General features: G+C 54.3%; 17 protein-coding genes. 11 read left to right on the forward strand and 6 right to left on the reverse strand.

The window, feature by feature from the left end; translation table 11 throughout:
• The first annotated feature begins 329 nt into the window (after positions 1 to 329).
• The 5 genes from N5098_RS10945 to N5098_RS10965 all read left to right on the forward strand — a co-directional run bounded on the left by N5098_RS10945 (position 330) and on the right by N5098_RS10965 (position 6037).
• Complete coding sequence (locus tag N5098_RS10945) at positions 330 to 872, forward strand: hypothetical protein (RefSeq protein ID WP_267637910.1); 543 nt, start codon at positions 330 to 332, stop codon at positions 870 to 872.
• Entirely contained in the window at positions 869 to 2464 is a 1596-nt protein-coding gene (locus N5098_RS10950) for a COG1361 family protein (protein WP_267637911.1), read from the forward strand. The genes N5098_RS10945 and N5098_RS10950 overlap by 4 nt, the downstream gene beginning before the upstream one ends.
• Before the next feature lie 3 nt (positions 2465 to 2467).
• On the forward strand, positions 2468 to 3208 hold the full coding sequence (locus N5098_RS10955) for an ABC transporter ATP-binding protein (protein WP_267638130.1): 741 nt from the start codon (positions 2468 to 2470) through the stop codon (positions 3206 to 3208).
• A complete protein-coding gene (locus N5098_RS10960; protein ID WP_267637912.1) occupies positions 3205 to 4386 on the forward strand; it encodes an ABC transporter permease in 1182 nt (393 codons plus the stop codon). Before N5098_RS10955 ends, N5098_RS10960 begins: the two co-directional genes overlap by 4 nt.
• 193 nt (positions 4387 to 4579) lie before the next feature.
• Positions 4580 to 6037, forward strand: coding sequence for a DHH family phosphoesterase (locus N5098_RS10965; protein ID WP_267637913.1), 1458 nt, complete (start codon positions 4580 to 4582; stop codon positions 6035 to 6037).
• Here the strand turns inward: N5098_RS10965 and N5098_RS10970 are convergent, their stop codons facing one another.
• The 5 genes from N5098_RS10970 to N5098_RS10990 form a co-directional block, all read right to left on the reverse strand.
• Complete coding sequence (locus tag N5098_RS10970; protein WP_267637914.1) at positions 6038 to 6340, reverse strand: PRC-barrel domain-containing protein; 303 nt, start codon at positions 6338 to 6340, stop codon at positions 6038 to 6040.
• A gap of 108 nt (positions 6341 to 6448) precedes the next feature.
• Positions 6449 to 7006, reverse strand: a complete 558-nt coding sequence (locus tag N5098_RS10975; protein ID WP_267637915.1) for a DUF6517 family protein — start codon at positions 7004 to 7006, stop codon at positions 6449 to 6451.
• Between the two features lie 97 nt (positions 7007 to 7103).
• Positions 7104 to 8279, reverse strand: a complete 1176-nt coding sequence (locus N5098_RS10980) for an ABC transporter permease (protein WP_267637916.1) — start codon at positions 8277 to 8279, stop codon at positions 7104 to 7106.
• Positions 8276 to 9055 carry an ABC transporter ATP-binding protein gene (locus N5098_RS10985; RefSeq protein ID WP_267637917.1) on the reverse strand — a complete coding sequence of 260 codons (780 nt, stop codon included), beginning with the start codon at positions 9053 to 9055 and terminating at the stop codon, positions 8276 to 8278. Before N5098_RS10985 ends, N5098_RS10980 begins: the two co-directional genes overlap by 4 nt.
• A 4-nt stretch (positions 9056 to 9059) precedes the next feature.
• Entirely contained in the window at positions 9060 to 10646 is a 1587-nt protein-coding gene (locus N5098_RS10990) for a COG1361 family protein (protein WP_267637918.1), read from the reverse strand.
• A 138-nt stretch (positions 10647 to 10784) separates the two neighbouring features.
• Between N5098_RS10990 and N5098_RS10995 the strand changes: the two genes are divergently transcribed.
• The 5 genes from N5098_RS10995 (at position 10785) to N5098_RS11015 (ending at position 16150) form a co-directional block, all read left to right on the forward strand.
• Positions 10785 to 11438 (forward strand): metal-dependent hydrolase, encoded by a 654-nt coding sequence (locus tag N5098_RS10995; protein ID WP_267637919.1) that lies wholly within the window; start codon positions 10785 to 10787, stop codon positions 11436 to 11438.
• A gap of 72 nt (positions 11439 to 11510) precedes the next feature.
• On the forward strand, positions 11511 to 12092 hold the full coding sequence (locus N5098_RS11000) for a peroxidase-related enzyme (protein ID WP_267637920.1): 582 nt from the start codon (positions 11511 to 11513) through the stop codon (positions 12090 to 12092).
• A 320-nt stretch (positions 12093 to 12412) separates the two neighbouring features.
• Positions 12413 to 14362, forward strand: a complete 1950-nt coding sequence (locus N5098_RS11005) for an ABC transporter ATP-binding protein (RefSeq protein WP_267637921.1) — start codon at positions 12413 to 12415, stop codon at positions 14360 to 14362.
• A gap of 62 nt (positions 14363 to 14424) precedes the next feature.
• Entirely contained in the window at positions 14425 to 15180 is a 756-nt protein-coding gene (locus N5098_RS11010) for a coenzyme F420-0:L-glutamate ligase (protein ID WP_267637922.1), read from the forward strand.
• Positions 15167 to 16150 (forward strand): 5,10-methylenetetrahydromethanopterin reductase, encoded by a 984-nt coding sequence (locus tag N5098_RS11015; RefSeq protein WP_267637923.1) that lies wholly within the window; start codon positions 15167 to 15169, stop codon positions 16148 to 16150. Before N5098_RS11010 ends, N5098_RS11015 begins: the two co-directional genes overlap by 14 nt.
• Here N5098_RS11015 and N5098_RS11020 read toward each other — a convergent pair.
• Positions 16110 to 16322 carry a DUF8024 family protein gene (locus N5098_RS11020; protein WP_267637924.1) on the reverse strand — a complete coding sequence of 71 codons (213 nt, stop codon included), beginning with the start codon at positions 16320 to 16322 and terminating at the stop codon, positions 16110 to 16112. The two genes, N5098_RS11015 and N5098_RS11020, sit on opposite strands and share 41 nt — an antisense overlap.
• An 89-nt stretch (positions 16323 to 16411) precedes the next feature.
• Here N5098_RS11020 and N5098_RS11025 point away from each other — a divergent pair, with 89 nt between their 5' ends.
• Positions 16412 to 16609, forward strand: a complete 198-nt coding sequence (locus N5098_RS11025; protein ID WP_267637925.1) for a DUF7573 domain-containing protein — start codon at positions 16412 to 16414, stop codon at positions 16607 to 16609.
• The last annotated feature ends 8 nt before the right edge of the window (positions 16610 to 16617 follow it).

The raw sequence follows: 16617 nt of genomic DNA on the forward strand, positions 1-16617 counted from the left end.
ATCGCCTGTTAACATGTGCTTGAGTCAGGAGTGACTGTGTTAACAAACGGTGAAATTCTGCAAAGCACTTATTCAACTCCACACAAAGAATAGGGTATGGAACGATTGCAGACACATCATCCGAAGAGACCAACTGCTCTGCGTTTGTGCAACCAATCTCAGACGCTGACCGAGACAACACAGCAGTCTGTCGAGGATGAGTGTTCTGGATACGATGAGATCAAAAAGGTACGCACTGGCTGTCCCACCAGAGCGCACCGCAACACCAGTTCGTCATTGCACCAGCATAGAAGTGACAAAATATCTATTAATAACAGAGGATAATGCAGATGGTGCAACAAACACGGAGACGATTTATCGGGGGAGTTGCGACAGCGGGCGCCATATTTTCTTCAGGCTGTCTTGGGCTAGTCGGACTCGGTAACGATAGCTCGGATTTCGACAGTCCAGAGTCAGTCGTCGATATGTACATCGATCTTCTCCCTACGCTTTACGGAGACACTGATAAATGGCTCAAGGAAGCACAGCCAGTATTTCACCCGCAGTCAACATTTCTGGATGGAGATGATGATGCTTTCGATTGGTTCCGTCGTGACAACGAGACGACGTCAGTCGAGGAAACCGCTACTAACACCGTCGACAAGAATCTGACCGAGTCGCAGATTCGTTCGCTCGATCTTACGACTGGTATTCAGGGTCCTGTTCAGGACCTGCTCTCTGCAGACACTGCGCTGGTCGACGCGAGTTACTCTCTCAAAGCAACCGAAATCGAGAGCCCGAACGATCTAGCCGACAACGAGATGCGGTTTTTTGTCGCAACAGACGAGGACCAATGGAAAATCATCGGAATAGTTTCAAATATACAACAATGAATAGAACAATTCAGGTTGCAGCTACCACTCTCCTTCTGGGTGGATTTGTCTGTGCTGTCTGCCTTTTATTCGCTGTTGTGCCCGCTGCAGGAGGAGATAGTAGCGTGTTCAATATCTCTGCGACAGTTGAAGAGAGAACTGTCTGGGTTGATGAAACAGTCGATATTACCGTCACGGTAAAAAATGACAGAGAGCGGAATCGTCGTCTTAAGAGTCTCACTGTTCGCGACCAGACCGGTGACGTTCGCGCAACCAAGGACATAAAGAGTAGACAACTACAGCCAAACGAAGGGCATACGTTCGTCGTTGAGGGGCTCCCGGTCGAAGAAGGAATTAACACTCTAACAATTGATGCAAACGACGGCAACAACAGACAGGACACTGCCGAGGTCGAGATTGTTGCGACCGACCCCACCCCAGCACTTGACCTCGATGTCCAAGGTGAAACACTCACAGACCGTTCGCTCTCGCTGTCGGTCGGTAACCCACACGACGGCGATATTACCCGTGTTCGTGTTGCAGTCGGCCAGCCACAGAACACCACGCTCAGCGTCATAGACCAGACTGGGTCGCTTCCTCTGGTTGAGTCGGGACAGAGCCGCACCATCGAGTTTGAAATTCAAGAGGCCCCCTCCAACACGGTAGAGGTGCCCGTTACACTCTCGTTTGTCACAGCCGACGGTGAGCGCTGGGAACGTCAGCGTTCCCTTCTGGTAACGTTTGCTGATCCAACATCAACAGTTGATGCAAACGTTGCACCGATTCAACTTGACCTCTCGACACAACAAGAGTTCATCGCAACAGACCGGACCCTCTCGCTAACGGTCGGGAACCCACAGAAAAACCAGGTCAAGCGCGTCAAAGCTACACTCGAACAGCCGACAAATGCCTCTTTCGAAATAACTGATGGTACAGATATTTTGCCGGTTGTTGAGCCAGGAGAAACACGTGATATTAGCTTCAGCGTCCGCAGTGCCCCCGCTGGCCGGTTTGCGTTCCCAGTCACGCTTTCTTACGAGACAGAAACAGGAGAGTCAATAACAGTCTCAAAAACTCTCGATGCCGTGTTTGACGGGGCAGTTACCACCGTTGACCCCAATATTGCACCGGTACAACTAACCGAAATTTCTGTTGGCGGGACTGGGACGGTCATTATCGAAGGCAAGGTCGCGAATACGCGAGGCAGGAAAATTTCGGGTATCTCCGTTGGAGTCGTCGACAGAGATGGAGTCTCTCCTGCCGGGACTACTGAGTTCTTCGTCGGGTCGCTGGAGGGTGGAAAGTTCAACTCGTTTGACCCAATTAGAGTAGATGCCAGTTCTGACCGCGAAACGATTCCTCTCGAAATAACATACAGCGTCAACGGAACGCAGTACCGAACCGTCACTGAAATCCAACACAACAACGGTGGTTCGACTGGAGACACCGCCAGTACGGACCAGGATAGCTCCGCTCCACCGTTCAATGCTGGGGAGGAAACAGGAGATGAAGATGGTCCGCCGGTGGACAGTCAGACAGCAGTTCTTGTACTGGGTGGCTTAGCTGTGTTCGCTGTGATAGGCATCGCAGGTATCGTCTTCAGGCGGCGGTGAGTACTGATGTTGCTCACGGGAGAGAACCTCACAAAACGGTTTGCTGGCGGTAGTGGCACTGTAGACGCTCTCAACGGAATCAATGTCCAGATTAATACCGGTGAATTCGTCACCGTCGTCGGCCCGAGCGGAAGCGGCAAATCGACGCTGCTCAGTATCTTCGGCCTGCTAGATGTCCCGAGTAAAGGAACAGTATGTCTGCATGACACAGATATCGAACAGTATAATCATCGTGAGCGCACGCGTGTTCGCAAGGAGACAATCGGCTTTGTCTTCCAGAGCTATGGCCTGATTCCGACGCTTACAGCACTCGAGAATGTCGCTGTTCCTCGTCTCCTTGATTCTGATCCAGCAGCGACCGAACGGCGTGCCAAAGAGTTGCTTGGCAAGGTCGGTCTGAGTAACCGACTAAAGCACTACCCGGATGAACTCTCCGGTGGACAAAAACAGCGCGTCTCTATCGCCCGGGCACTGGTCAACGAACCGGCACTTGTGTTGGCTGACGAACCAACTGGTAATCTCGATCGTGACACCGGAGAGCGTGTGTTCAAGGAGTTGTTGGCTGTTACTGGCGACGATGTTACCATTGTTGCAGTGACCCACGACGAATATCTTGCAGAGTTCAGCGACCGAGTACTCAGGCTTATCGACGGCAGACTGAAAACATCAGGAACAGATACGGAGATACCAGTAAGCGAGCAGACTTCGGAGACACCAACAGATGGAGGCGTGAATCACCCGTGAGTTGGCTCCGCCGGTACTTTCCGCGGACCTACATGGCACAGCGTAACCTCCAGCGTGCGAAAGGGCGAACTGCGCTCGCAGTGTTGACGGTTGCGGTCGGGGTGCTTGCTGTTGGTGGACTTGGGGTCTTTGGACTGGCGTTCGAGGAAAATCAAACACAAAACCTGGGCGATATTGCCAACCAAGTTCGCGTTGAAGCGCCCGGTCAGTCTAGTTTTGCAATCGGGGATGGTGACCCACCAGAACTGAGCGAAAAACGACTTAACCAGATCAAGCGTATTGCCGGTAACGCAGAAACGACCGTTATCAGACAGGTAGACAGGAAACGAGTCCAGCCAGGAGAAAAAATGACCTCACCAACGAGAGTGCTTGGGGTGACCAACCCAAAAGCGACGTACAATGTTGTTCGGGGCGAGATTCCCGAGAACTGGGAGAGTGGTGTGATTATCGATACACAGTCTGCGACAATTTTCGAACTCGATATCGGCGACCCCATTACGATAGATGGGCGATTACAAGAAGTAACTGCAGTCGTAGAGCAACCGGGCGGGCGGTTCAGTGTCGAGCGGACCAGTGCCGCGGCGCTCGTCCCGCTTGACCTTGTCAGAAGTACAACCAACCCGTACCGTGGCGTTGTTATTCATGCCAAAAACTCGTTCGCGGCAGGTGAGATTGCGACGGAGCTAAAGAGTGAATTAAACGGCCCACTCTCTGAGAACGAGCAAACGTTCGAAGTTTCTTCTCGACAAGACGATATTGAAAGTATCGACCAGCAGTTTACGTCGACAAACACATTCCTCCTCGGCGTTGGGACTATTTCGCTAATAATTGCTGGTATCAGCATCGGGAACCTCCAGTTGATGAGCGCCCGCGAGCGCCGGGAAGAAATCGGTGTGCTCCGGGCCGTCGGCTATGGACGGACAGATATTCTCGCAATCATACTTATTGAGGCGGTTATTATGGGGCTGCTAGCCGCGATTTGTGGAGTTGGCCTGACCGTTGGGGCTGGTATGCTCATCAACAACCTGCTGCTCGCTGCCCCGCTGGCGTTCCAACCCGATACCGTCATCTATCTCGGCGTCGCGTTTGCTTTCGGGGTCGTTATCTGTGTACTCGCCGGGCTGTACCCTGCCTGGCGAGCCTCGCGCGAGCGGCCTGTCGAGGCACTCAGGGGGTGAAAGGAACAATCTCAGAATCGTGCGTGGGAATAACAGCTATCTCCGACCCAGCCGATTCAGCGCTGTTTTCCACACAATCAATCACAGTAACCCGTCGTAAGGTTTTCACTGCCGTTTCGGTGTTATTGCTCGAACACGACGAATGTGACGAACCTTGGTGTTATAAGGGATTAGGTCACACCTGTACACACTGATGAGTACAGGAACCGGCCTCACGATGGCCTCGATGTCTACCTATGCGATTCTCGGGTGTGGAAGCGTCGGGCACGTCGTCGCCGATGAACTCGTCGCCGAAGGAAAGGAGTTACTCATTGTCGACCACGACGAGGGGCGTGTCGAGGCACTTCGTGATCAAGACCTTGACGCCCGCCAGGGAAACATACAGAGTAACGAGGTTGCCGAGGAGATTGCCGACCGAGATGTTGTTCTCATTCTCTCCTCAGATGTCGAAGCGAACGTGCAGGCTATCGAAAACATCCGAAACCACAGCGATGAGCAGTTTATCGTTGCCCGAGCATCAGACCCTGTCTCGGGCGATGAGCTGACCAAGGCGGGCGCAGATGTCGTTATTAATCCCTCTGCCGTCATTGCAGACTCGGCACTGCGTGCGCTCGAAAGCGGCGAACTCGAACATCGTGCACACCAGCTTGCTGAGGTTATCGACGACACCGACACCGAGATGGCGATCCGCATCCATCGGAGTCCGGACCCGGACTCAATTGCAAGCGCCGCAGCGCTGAAAACCATCGCCGAGAGTCGCGAGGCAGACGCAGATATTATTTATGACGGCGAAATCGGCCATCAAGAAAATCGTGCGTTCGTCAACCTGCTTGGAATCGAACTTGTCTCGGTCGAAGAGACTGACGAAGGCGATTACGATACAATCGCGCTGGTCGACCATGCCAAAGCTGGTGAGCCCGAAGAGGAGTCGGGTGCCGACATCATTATCGACCACTACGAACACGACCACGACCACGAGTCGACGCTTACTGACATTCGTCCAAACGTCTCCTCAACATCGACAATTTTGACGAAGTACATTCAGGAACTCGACCTCACACTCGACCAAACAGTCGCGACTGCCCTGCTTTATGGAATTCGTGCGGAGACACTCGATTTTAAACGCGACACCACGCCGGCAGACCTTACTGCTGCAGCGTACCTCTACCCCTTTGCGGACCACGACACACTCGAACAGGTCGAATCCCCCTCGATGTCCGCGGAGACACTGGACGTACTCGCCGAAGCAATTCGTAACCGTGAGGTCGAAGGGTCCCATCTTGTCTCAAACGCCGGCTTCATCCATGACCGCGACGCACTCTCTCAGGCCGCCCAGCATCTTCTTAATCTCGAAGGAATTACCACAACAGCCGTCTTCGCTATCGCCGACGACGTAATTTACCTCGCGGCGCGCTCGAAAGATATCCGGATGGATATTGGAAAAGTACTCGAAGATGCCTTTGGGGATATCGCTGACGTGGCCGGGCACTCGACTGACGCTAGCGCAGAGATTCCATTGGGTATTTTCACAGGCATTGAAGTAAGCGAAGATAACCGCGAGACGCTGCTCGAACTAACCGAAGAAGCAGTCAAAACGAAGCTCTTCGAAGCGATGGGTGTCGAAAGTAGCAGCAACGGAAATAGTAGCTAATTAGGCTCTGACTTCTTCTTCCTCGTTTTGTTTTGCTTGCTGGACTCGCTCTGCAAGGTCGTTGACAATGACGACGTCGCCGACCGACTGAACCCACCTGAAAGGAACGATAACACCACGGGCGCTGGCAGCCTCTTCGGCAAACAGCTCATGGTTCAACTCGTGAAGAGCCAGCCCAGTTACCTGTTGTGTGTCCAACTCAAGACGGAGGTCCTCAATCTCTCCGAGAAAGACACCGTTGTTCGTGTAGACTTCTCGCCCGACAAGCGTCGTGATCTCCTGTGGAACGGAGTCGTTTTCCATATTTCTTATCTCGTGGGGTATTGTTTAAATTCTTGTGCTCGGCTCCACGATGTTACCAGAAAATGGTTCGATGGAGGAGCGATGACAGAGCCCCGAGAATGTGGTCGCTTACTGTTTTAATACAGGGGTACGGAGGACAATCTGCCAGCTCTCTTTTTCGTTGACGACGAGGTATCGTTCCTTCGCCGAGTTCTCGAACGTATTACTTTTGCCGTTGATTTCGGTTTCGATTTTTCTACTGTAGGCAGCATCAACGAGGGCTGTCTTGCGAGAGCCAAGGTCGTTTATTGTGCGGCTTTCGAGTTGGCTTTTTTGTTGTGGTCCCCGTTGTGCAAGTTCTCGTATCTGCCTGACTGTCAGCCCCTCTGTGGTAGTGCTGATTCCGTCGATACTGGTAATAGTCAGCTCTGCTTTTTCGAGAAACTGCGCGTTTTGCGACGACCCAATCTGGCTGACAGCGTCGTTGGACATCACCGTGTCAAGTTTCTCTTTTGTTGCTTCAGGATCGTCGTACAACTGCTCTTGTAGAGTAATGTACGAGTTAACAACCGCTTCAGGACTACTCGTATCGATAGTCTCGTCGGACCACGGGAGAGAATCGAGACAGCCGGCAGTTGCGGTCACAAACCCGACACCACAGCCAGCGAGGAGTTCTCGACGCTTCATACATCATGCCCACGGAAGCACGCTATTAGGGGGTTCTCCAGCGTTTCTGTGACAGCAACACCGGATGTCCGGGCTGATATAAACGAGGTAGGCGGTATCAGCTACGGAGTGCGTCAGCCGGCCGTTCCCGGGAGGCCTTCCAGGCTGGGAGAATCCCTGCGAGAATACAGATGAACACTCCAAAGCCAAAGGCACCAGCTAGATACCGCCAGCTGTTAGGTTGGAAAGCCATCGGGTCACCGAGTAACGCGTCGTTGATTATGGCTCCAGCACCCACAGCAAGGCTGACGCCGACGATAGCAGCGAGTAACCCCATAAAGACCGTCTCTATCATCATGATTGCGAGAATGTCTAGGCGTCCATAGCCAACAGCCCGGAGCACGCCGATTTCTTCCCGACGCTCGCGGGCGCTCATGAGTTGAACATTTATAATACTGACACCAGCGACGAGCAGCGCAATCGCGCCAACCCCGAGAAGGAACCGGTTGGTTGAGGTCAACTGCTGTTCGATTGTTTCGGCCTCCTTTTTCTTGTTCTCGACAGTGAACTTGTCTTGGTCCTTGCGAAGCGGTCCGTTCAGTTCGCGCTCGAGTTCTTTGGCTATCTCGTCTGCCTCGATTGCGTTTTCAGCATAGATGATAACGCCGCTGTATGGCTGGCGGGCGGGTTCAACCAGTTCAATCGGAAGCAACGCCGAACCTCCGGTATTTTCGAGCGATGAGAATCCTTCTGGCGATTCAATCAGTGCAACAATTCGCTGGAGACGCCCGCCGACTGTCACCGGGTCTCCGACTTCGAGTTCGTCGTACCGGGCGGTCCGCTGGTCGACCAATGCACCACTGTTCCAGTTGTCGGGAATCTCGCCTTCGACAACGTCGTAGGTTAGCTGTGGGTTGGTTACACCCATCGCCCGAGAGGGTATCTGAATCTCATCGGTCGAACCGCTCCTGGTTGCAGTTTCTCCTTGCCGAACGACAGTCATCTTTGCGTCCCCAGCAATCTCTCGAATGTCTGCCAAACTGCGCTCGTCAAGTTCTGGGGCATCCTTACCAGAGAAGAACTGCTGTGGGGATTCGATACGTACCTCGTTGCCGAGATCACCAAGGTTCTCCTGTTGGCTCGCTTCAAACGAGAGCCCAAAGATTCCGAGTCCACCAATAGCAACCACACCGATTGCAACGGTCAGAATCGCAAGCGCGGTCCGAACTTTTGCTCGGCGGAGATTCCGGCGTGCTAGATAGGTCCGAGGGAAATACCGCCGGAGGAAACTCATCGGCCCTCACCTCTGGTCGTGGAATCTGATGCAGGCTCGTTACTGTTACCGGTGGTTTGGGCTGTGCCAGTTGTCGGCGAGAGCTCAGCATTCAACTCAGCGTCGGAGGACTCACTCTGGCTGAGCGTTCCGTCGACAAGTTCGAGAACCCTGTCACTGAAGCTGGCGACGTACTCGTCGTGTGTGACGGCGACGACGGTAACGTCTTCCCCTGTACTCTCCAGCAACGTCGATAACACCTGTTTGCCGGTCTCTCGGTCGAGGTTACCGGTCGGTTCATCGGCCAGTATCAGGTCTGGGTCGTTTATCATAGAGCGCGCGATAGCGACTCGTTGTTTCTGCCCGCCGGAGAGTTCAGCGGGGTAGTGTTCAAGCCGGTCACCGAGTCCAACGGCATTCAATAACTCGTTTGCGCGCTGTTCGGTCGCTGACGGGTCCGGTTCGAGCATCCGAGGCACGGCGACGTTTTCGAGCGCAGTAAGCGTCGGAATCAGTCCATAGCTCTGGAAGACAAAGCCGATTGTCTCCTTACGAACGCCGGTCCGGTCACGGGCGCTGTAGCTCTCGATGTCGGTCCCTTTGAGCGTGACTGAGCCGGATGTCGGCGTGTCGAGTAGGCCAAGAAGATTCAACAACGTCGATTTCCCGCTTCCACTCGGACCGACAACGGTAACGAATTCGCCGGCTGTGATACTGAAGGAGACATCGTCGAGAGCACGGACGGTGTCAGCACCGCCAGCGAACTGCTTGCTAACGGAGTCGGCTGTGATGAGCATCTATCTATGACCGTCGTCTGTAAACAACTGCGCCAGCGACGAGCGCGAGGGTTACCAGTATACCACCCACCAGCTGAGGCGTGTCTGCGGGGAGTGAACTGCCACTTCCCCCGCCGCCATCTGTCCCTGCATCGAACTCGGGGAGTGACGAACTCCCTCCTTGTCCACCACCGGGACTGACACCGCTCTGTCCGCCGGTTTTGTGGTCTAATTCGACAACGCTAGTGTATTGGGTTCCTTTGTAGACGTAGCTGAGTTCCACCGGTATCGTGTCCCTGTCGCCCGAGACTGTCGCCGAAATCCGCTCAAGTGGCGTAAATGTCCCACTATCAATCGAGCCGGCGAAGAACTCTCCGGAATCGCCAGGCGAGACGCCGTTCTTCTCTGCGATACGAACAGTGACACCGGTTACAGGAGATTCTCGGGTGTTTGCCAGTTCGCCGCTGATACTGACGCTGTTGCTGCCGGCGATATTAAGATTCGTCAACTGGACTGGCGGGATGTTTCGTGGGCCCTCGTACGGTACCGACACTGTTGTCGACTGCGCGACACCGTCAATCTGGTACTGAATCTGCAGCGGGATACTCTTGCGGTTCGCACCCAGCGACGCCGTGAGGTCGAAGCTGCCGGTTCCCTGCCTTTCGACGCTGTTGATGTACGCCTGTGGTGATGGGCGGGTCGGCTCGACACCCTGTTCGTCAACAGGCGTTATCCGGACGTTCTGTGCGGTGATATTACCTTCAGTGTATAACGAGCCGTTGAGACGGACACCGTTTGGCGCAGCAATGACACTCGCCTCTGCGAGACCAATCTGGACGGATTCTCCCTGGTCAGGAAAGTCGACGCTAACTGGGTGCATTGTTTCCCACGATTCGCCATCAGACGTTTCGTATCGGAGTGAAACGTTGAATTCGTGAGTGCCGACCGGCACGTCCCGTACGGTAAACTTGAGATCTTTGCGTTCCGATGGGCCAAGAGACGTAATCACGTCTCGGGGGTTGACAATATCAATATCCATCGCGTCGGGCCCCGCAAGGTCAGCCTCGATACGTCGGAGCGACTCGTTGTGCGGGTTACCAACAGCCAATGAGACCGTGCGCTCGGTCCCACTGAGTGCTGGCTCGGCCGTCAAATCGACGACCGGTTCTGGATTCGACACCTCGATTTTGATGGATTTCTCGATGGTCTCGACTGCCCGCCCACGGTCTTTCTCGATTGCAAGAACTGCCCGAAACTCGGTAATTCCGGTGTCGTCAACAGTGATATCGTTAAATCTGACCGTATCTTCTGGATTTTCTCCCCCAACACGGAAGTTGAATATGTCGCGTTGTGCGTGTACTGTTCCGTCTCCGTCAACAATGGTAACAGTATCAACCAGATATGGCTTGTTGACATCGTTCTGGACTGTTATGCTCAAGTCGACCGAGCCACCAACCCACACGTTCTTGTCGTCGGCACTAACCGAGACATTCAGGTCTTCATCAGCGTCTGTCGCGCTTGCGGGAGCAACCCATATCAGCGAAAGGATGCCAGCTGCACAGACGACCGCTAGGACGGTGTAAAAAAGTCGTTGACTCTGTCCGCGATTCATATGCCCCACTTTCGAATACACCTCAAAAAACACCACTACGCCGTTTCCGACTCGGAAACAGCTACAGCCACAGGTTCGTCACTTGCACCCATATACCATGACCAGAACCCTCATTCCTGCAGGACGTAATATCCAGCTATGCCGTCGACAATCGTCCATATGGCGTTTGCGGCGCTGATTGCAGCCGCTCTTCTCGGACGGTCGTTCGACAGAAAATCGATGGTGATTGTGCTCGGGGCAGTGGGGATTATCGACTTCGATTCGTTTATCCCACTTGTTATCGGGTTTGGTCACCGAGCAATCTTTCATAACCTGTTGATTCCCGTTCTCGGAGCCGTACTGGTGGTTGCCGATGTTTACATCCGCGAGGAGTCAGTCCTGCTCAAAAGGTGGGGACGGTGGGGGGTTCGGGTTGCGTGGGTCGCGATTCTTTGCTATGCTTTCGCCGGTGTATTGCTCGATATGACTGACGGCGTCGTCAACCTGCTCTGGCCGGTGCACGACCAATTTTATACCCTCAGCGGGCAGATAGAGCTTTCCGACCAGCGCGGGTTGGTCCAAACGTTCATTGAATGGGGCGGCGAGGACGGTGCTCCCGCGCCCGAAGCGGTCGGCAGCACGGAGGAGGTTGATATCACGACTGGTGTTGACCCCGGTGGGCCAGCCACACCCGACGAGGACCCTGAACGAATCTTCCCAGTTATCGGCGCAACGTGGGAGTTACTTGTAGTTGTCACTGGAACGTTCGTCACTGCAGCCCGGTTTCAGCTCGACGAACGACCCGAGAAGTGAGCATAGGTCGATAACGACTGTCACTGCAATCGACGGGGAACGGTTATTGTACAGGCGGTCGGTGTATGCAGTATGGCAGATTCACCAATGACACGGTTCCCAGTACCTGCTGTCGAAGAGCTCCCCGAAGACATGCAAGAGCGCGTCCATGACGAGCGTGAGCGATCTGGTTTTATTCCAAACGTCTTCCTTGCCTTTGCATACAAACCAAAGCAAGCCCGCGCGTTCTTTGATTACTACGACGCCATTATCGACGACTCACCACTCGCACGCGAAGAGATTGAAATGGTTGTGGTCGCAGTAAGTGGCACCAACGACTGTCTGTACTGCGTTGTCGCTCACGGTGCACTGGCGCGCATCTACGGAGAGGACCCACATCTCGCCGAGCAGTTAGCGACAAACCACCGGACTGCAAATATTAGTGACCAACATAAGGCGATGTGCGACGTGGCGGTCACACTCACTGAAAATCCAGCTGCTGTTGACGAAAGCGATATTGAACGACTACGCCAACATGGCTTCTCGATGGAAGAGATATGGGATATCGCCAGCCTTACTTCGCTGTTCAATCTCTCGAATCGCATGGCACACTTCGCTGACTGGCGTCCCAACGACGAATTCTATCGGCTTGGCCGCGACCAAGGCGACGACTGACGGCCACCCGCAGTCTATTCTATGAATACACAGCCAACTAGCAGCAGTACAGGCCACTATTCTAAACAATACGATATAGTACAGAAATAAATTTCTGTGTTTATATTTATCTATGGCAAATAGCCGGTATCGAGAGCAATCGGAGTTGTATTTTAGATTAAACAGCCACTCAAGCCTAACAAAGCGTACTTTTACTTTTCTAACTCCCAGGCACGATTAGTAAGACATCATACACATCAAAAACAGATATTGTATACAAATCCGTCATTCGGTAGCACAACTCGGAAAGTGTTTTAACGGTGTAGCGTCTGGATATGATAATGAGTGGCGTAGATTGGGACGAAGACGACCCGTTCGAGGAACAACGGGAGAAAATCGAGAACCCCATGAAGCGGTTGTTCCGTGACTACGGGGAACCGTACTGGTGGGCCGGTCTGACTGGCATTCTGGCCTCGATATTCGCCCGTGTCCTCGATCTGTTGCCGCCGCTGTTTCTCGCGGTCGCTATCGATGCGATATTCACCGAGGAAGCGAGTTATGCGGAAGCGTTACCGTTCGGTGGCAACACACTAGAACCGTATATCCCCAACGAGCAAATAGAGCAGTTCTGGTTTACAATCGGCTTGTTGGCAGTTATCTTCATCTTCGCAGCCGTGTTCCACTGGATTCGGAACTGGGGATTCAATTACTTCGCACAGCACATCCAACATGATGTGCGGACTGATACCTATGATAAGATGCAGGCGCTGAACATGGACTTTTTCGCCGACAAGCAGACCGGTGAGATGATGTCCATCCTCTCGAACGACGCTAACCGATTGGAGCGATTCCTCAACGACGGGATGAACTCATTTTTCCGTCTGTCGGTGATGGTCGTCGGGATTGCCGTACTCTTGTTCGCGTACAACTGGCAACTGGCACTCGTGACGATGGCACCTGTACCGCTAATTGCCATCTTTACGTTCATCTTTATCAAACTCATCCAGCCAAAGTACGCCGAGGTCCGGTCGATGGTCGGGAAACTCAACAGTCGGCTAGAGAACAACCTCGGTGGTATCAAAGTCATCAAGTCAAGCGTCACCGAGAATTACGAGTCTGACCGTGTCAACGAAGTCTCCGATGACTATCTGGGTGCAAACTGGGGAGCTATCAACATCCGAATCAAGTTCTTCCCGGGCCTGCAATTGCTCTCTGGACTTGGGTTCGTCTTAACCTTTCTCGTCGGTGGGTTGTGGGTGCTTGAAGGCCCGCCTGGTCCGTTCTCGGGCGAACTCCGTGCCGGAACGTTCGTTGCATTCATCCTCTATAGCCAGCGGTTCATCTGGCCGATGGCGCAGTTCGGGCAGATTATCAACATGTATCAGCGGGCTCGCGCGTCTTCGGCTCGTATCTTCGGGCTGATGGACGAGCCAGACCGTCTCGAACAGCGCTCCGGTGCTGAGGACCTCGACGTGACCGACGGTGCTGTCGAGTACAACGACGTATCTTTCGGATACGACGATGAAGAGACAATTGTTGACGATATCGATGTCACGGTCAACGGTGGCGAGACACTCGCGCTTGTCGGCCCGACTGGAGCTGGCAAGTCGACGGTTCTCAAGCTTCTGTTGCGGATGTACGACGTTGACAAAGGAGAGATCACTATCGACGGACAGGATCTCAAGGATGTCCGACTGCGCTCGATTCGCCAGTCAATCGGCTACGTCAGCCAAGACACCTTCCTGTTCTATGGAACTGTCGAAGAGAACGTCAAATACGGCACATTCGAGGCTTCTCGCCGAGAGGTTATTGAGGCAGCCAAGATGGCCGAAGCCCATGAGTTCATCAAGAACTTGCCCGACGGTTACGATACTGAGGTTGGCGAGCGCGGCGTGAAGCTTTCTGGCGGACAGCGCCAACGGCTCTCGATTGCTCGCGCAATCCTCAAAGACCCTGACATCCTCATTCTCGATGAGGCGACGAGCGACGTCGATACGGAGACAGAGATGCTCATTCAGCGGTCACTCGACAAACTAACCCAGAATCGCACAACGTTCGCTATTGCCCACCGCCTTTCAACGATTAAGGATGCCGACCAGATTCTCGTGCTCGAAGGCGGCGAAATTGTCGAACGCGGAACCCACGGGGAACTGCTGGACAATGGCGGGCTGTATGCCCACCTCTGGGGAGTTCAGGCCGGCGAAATTGACGAACTCCCTGACGAGTTCATTGAGCGTGCACAGCGTCGACAAGCCCGTATCGAAGCCGAATCTGACGACGACGACGACTGACGGTACCGGCGGGTCCCGACCCGACCAATCACCTTTTGAGAGACGCTCCCTCAACGTGAGACATGAATGTCTTCGCTGTCGAGGGGCTACCAGAAATCAGGCCGGGCGACGACATCGCCGCGCTCATTGAACAGCAGGTTGATATCGAACCCGACGATGTCGTCTGCGTTGCGAGCACCATCGTCTCGAAAGCCGAAAGAAGACAAGCCGACCACGCGGACTTTCCTGCCGGGGAGCGGGCAAAGCAGATTGCTGCCAACATTGGCGAAATTGCCGGCGAAAAGAAAGACCCGCGGTTCGCACAGGCAGTACTTGAAGAGAGCGAAGAACTACTGCTCGAAGCACCGATGATGCTCGCTGTTACCCGATTCGGTCATATCACCGTAAACGCCGGTATCGACCGGTCGAACGTCCCTGACGCGGAGTTACTGCTGTTGCCTGAGGACCCCACCGCAAGTGCCAAACGCATCCATAACGAGCTTGATGTGCCCGTCGTTGTGACGGATACCTCCGGTCGACCGTTCCGACACGGCCAGCGCGGCGTCGCGCTGGGCTGGGCCGGACTTCCTGCTGCCCGTGACTGGCGAGGAACGCTCGACCGCGACGGCCGAGAAATGGACGTCACTGTGCAGGCTGTCGTCGACGAACTCGCCGCAGCGTCTAATCTTATTACTGGCGAAGGTGCTGGTGGAACACCGGTGGCGGTGGTCAGAGACTGGGAGTTCGGTGATTTCGACGGTAGTGATGCGTTGTTCCGTGAGGAAGAAGACGACCTCATCAGACCTGCACTCAAGGAGTGGTCCAATGCTCGGAATTGAACTGACACCCGAAAAGCCGGTCCCTCAACTCGTTGAGCACGCAACACATGCTGCTGACAGCGGCTTTGAGGCTGTCTTTTGCAGTCACCATTACAACAACCGCGACGAGTTTACTGCACTCGCGGCGATTGCACAGGCGACTGCCGATATCCGTCTTGGCCCGGGAATCACAAACCCATACGAGGCACACCCGGTTACACTCGCCTCGCGGATGGCGACGCTAGACGAACTCGCTGATGGTCGTGGTGTGTTTGGTATCGGTGCGGGCGACCCGTCGACGTTAGGCAACCTCGGCTTTGACCACGATGATGCACTTCGTCGAGTTCTTGAAACGATGCAGGTGAGTCGTCGCCTCTGGGACGGCGAACGCATCGACCAAGACGGAACCTTCGAAGCGACCGATGCAGGGTTGAATTACGAGGCTGGCGAGATACCGGTCTACGTCGGCGCACAAGGACCACATATGACCAGAATGGCTGCAAAGTATGCAGACGGCGTCCTCTTTAATGGTTCACATCCTCGTGATATTGAGTGGGCCGCCCAACGTGTGTCTGAGGGGCGACAACAACGTGATGACAAAACAGGGTCAACGACGTTCGACTTTGTGGCTTATGCCAGTGTCAGCGTCGCGGCCGACAGGGTGGCCGCGCGGGAGAGTGCGCGACCACCTGTCGCGTTTATCGCTGCCGGTGCGCCGCCGCCTGTCCGCTCGCGTCACGGTATCAACGATGCGGCCGCAAACGACATACAGGAGGCAATTTCGGCAGGTGAATTTACAGCGGCGTTCGATGCTGTAACCGAGCAGATGATTGATGCTTTCTGTGTTGCAGGGACACCTAAGGAAGTGACAGACAGGTTGAACAGGCTGGGAGAAACAGCCGACGGCGTCGTCATTGGGTCGCCAATCGGTCCCGATATCGAGAAAGCAATTACTCTTCTGGATGCTTCGAACCTATCTGTCCGGGAGTAACGAGGTCGAGACCGGCACCGAGGGTCAGATAGCCGAGTGCAATCGACGGAAGCACCACAAACATAGCACCGAACAGGACCAACACTCCTTCGGCTGGCCCCTGGGTCGCAACGTCGGCAAACTGTCCGGGCATTTTGGTGATGCTGTTAATCAGCTTCGTAGCTGGGTTCATGCTCGGATGTTTGGATGGATAGTATTTGTTGGTTCTGGTACTCCGGGCCAACCAGCATTGCTAAGGGACCGGAGCACCGACTCGACGGTATGGAAGAGACCTCACTCGACACGTTCGTGGAGTCACACAGTGAGGACGACACGCACAGCGCAACCACTGTCGAGTCCGCGACACCAACCGCGAGGTGGGCGAACGACGGACAGCACTGCCAGAAGTGTGACAGCCCGACACAGCGGCTGTGGAACGATGATGGCACGTTCGTTTGCTCTCAGTGCAAGAGCTGGTGAGTTTCCGT

It is taken from the genome of Halovenus rubra (assembly GCF_026586665.1).
Taxonomy (GTDB): Archaea; Halobacteriota; Halobacteria; order Halobacteriales; family Haloarculaceae; genus Halovenus; species Halovenus rubra.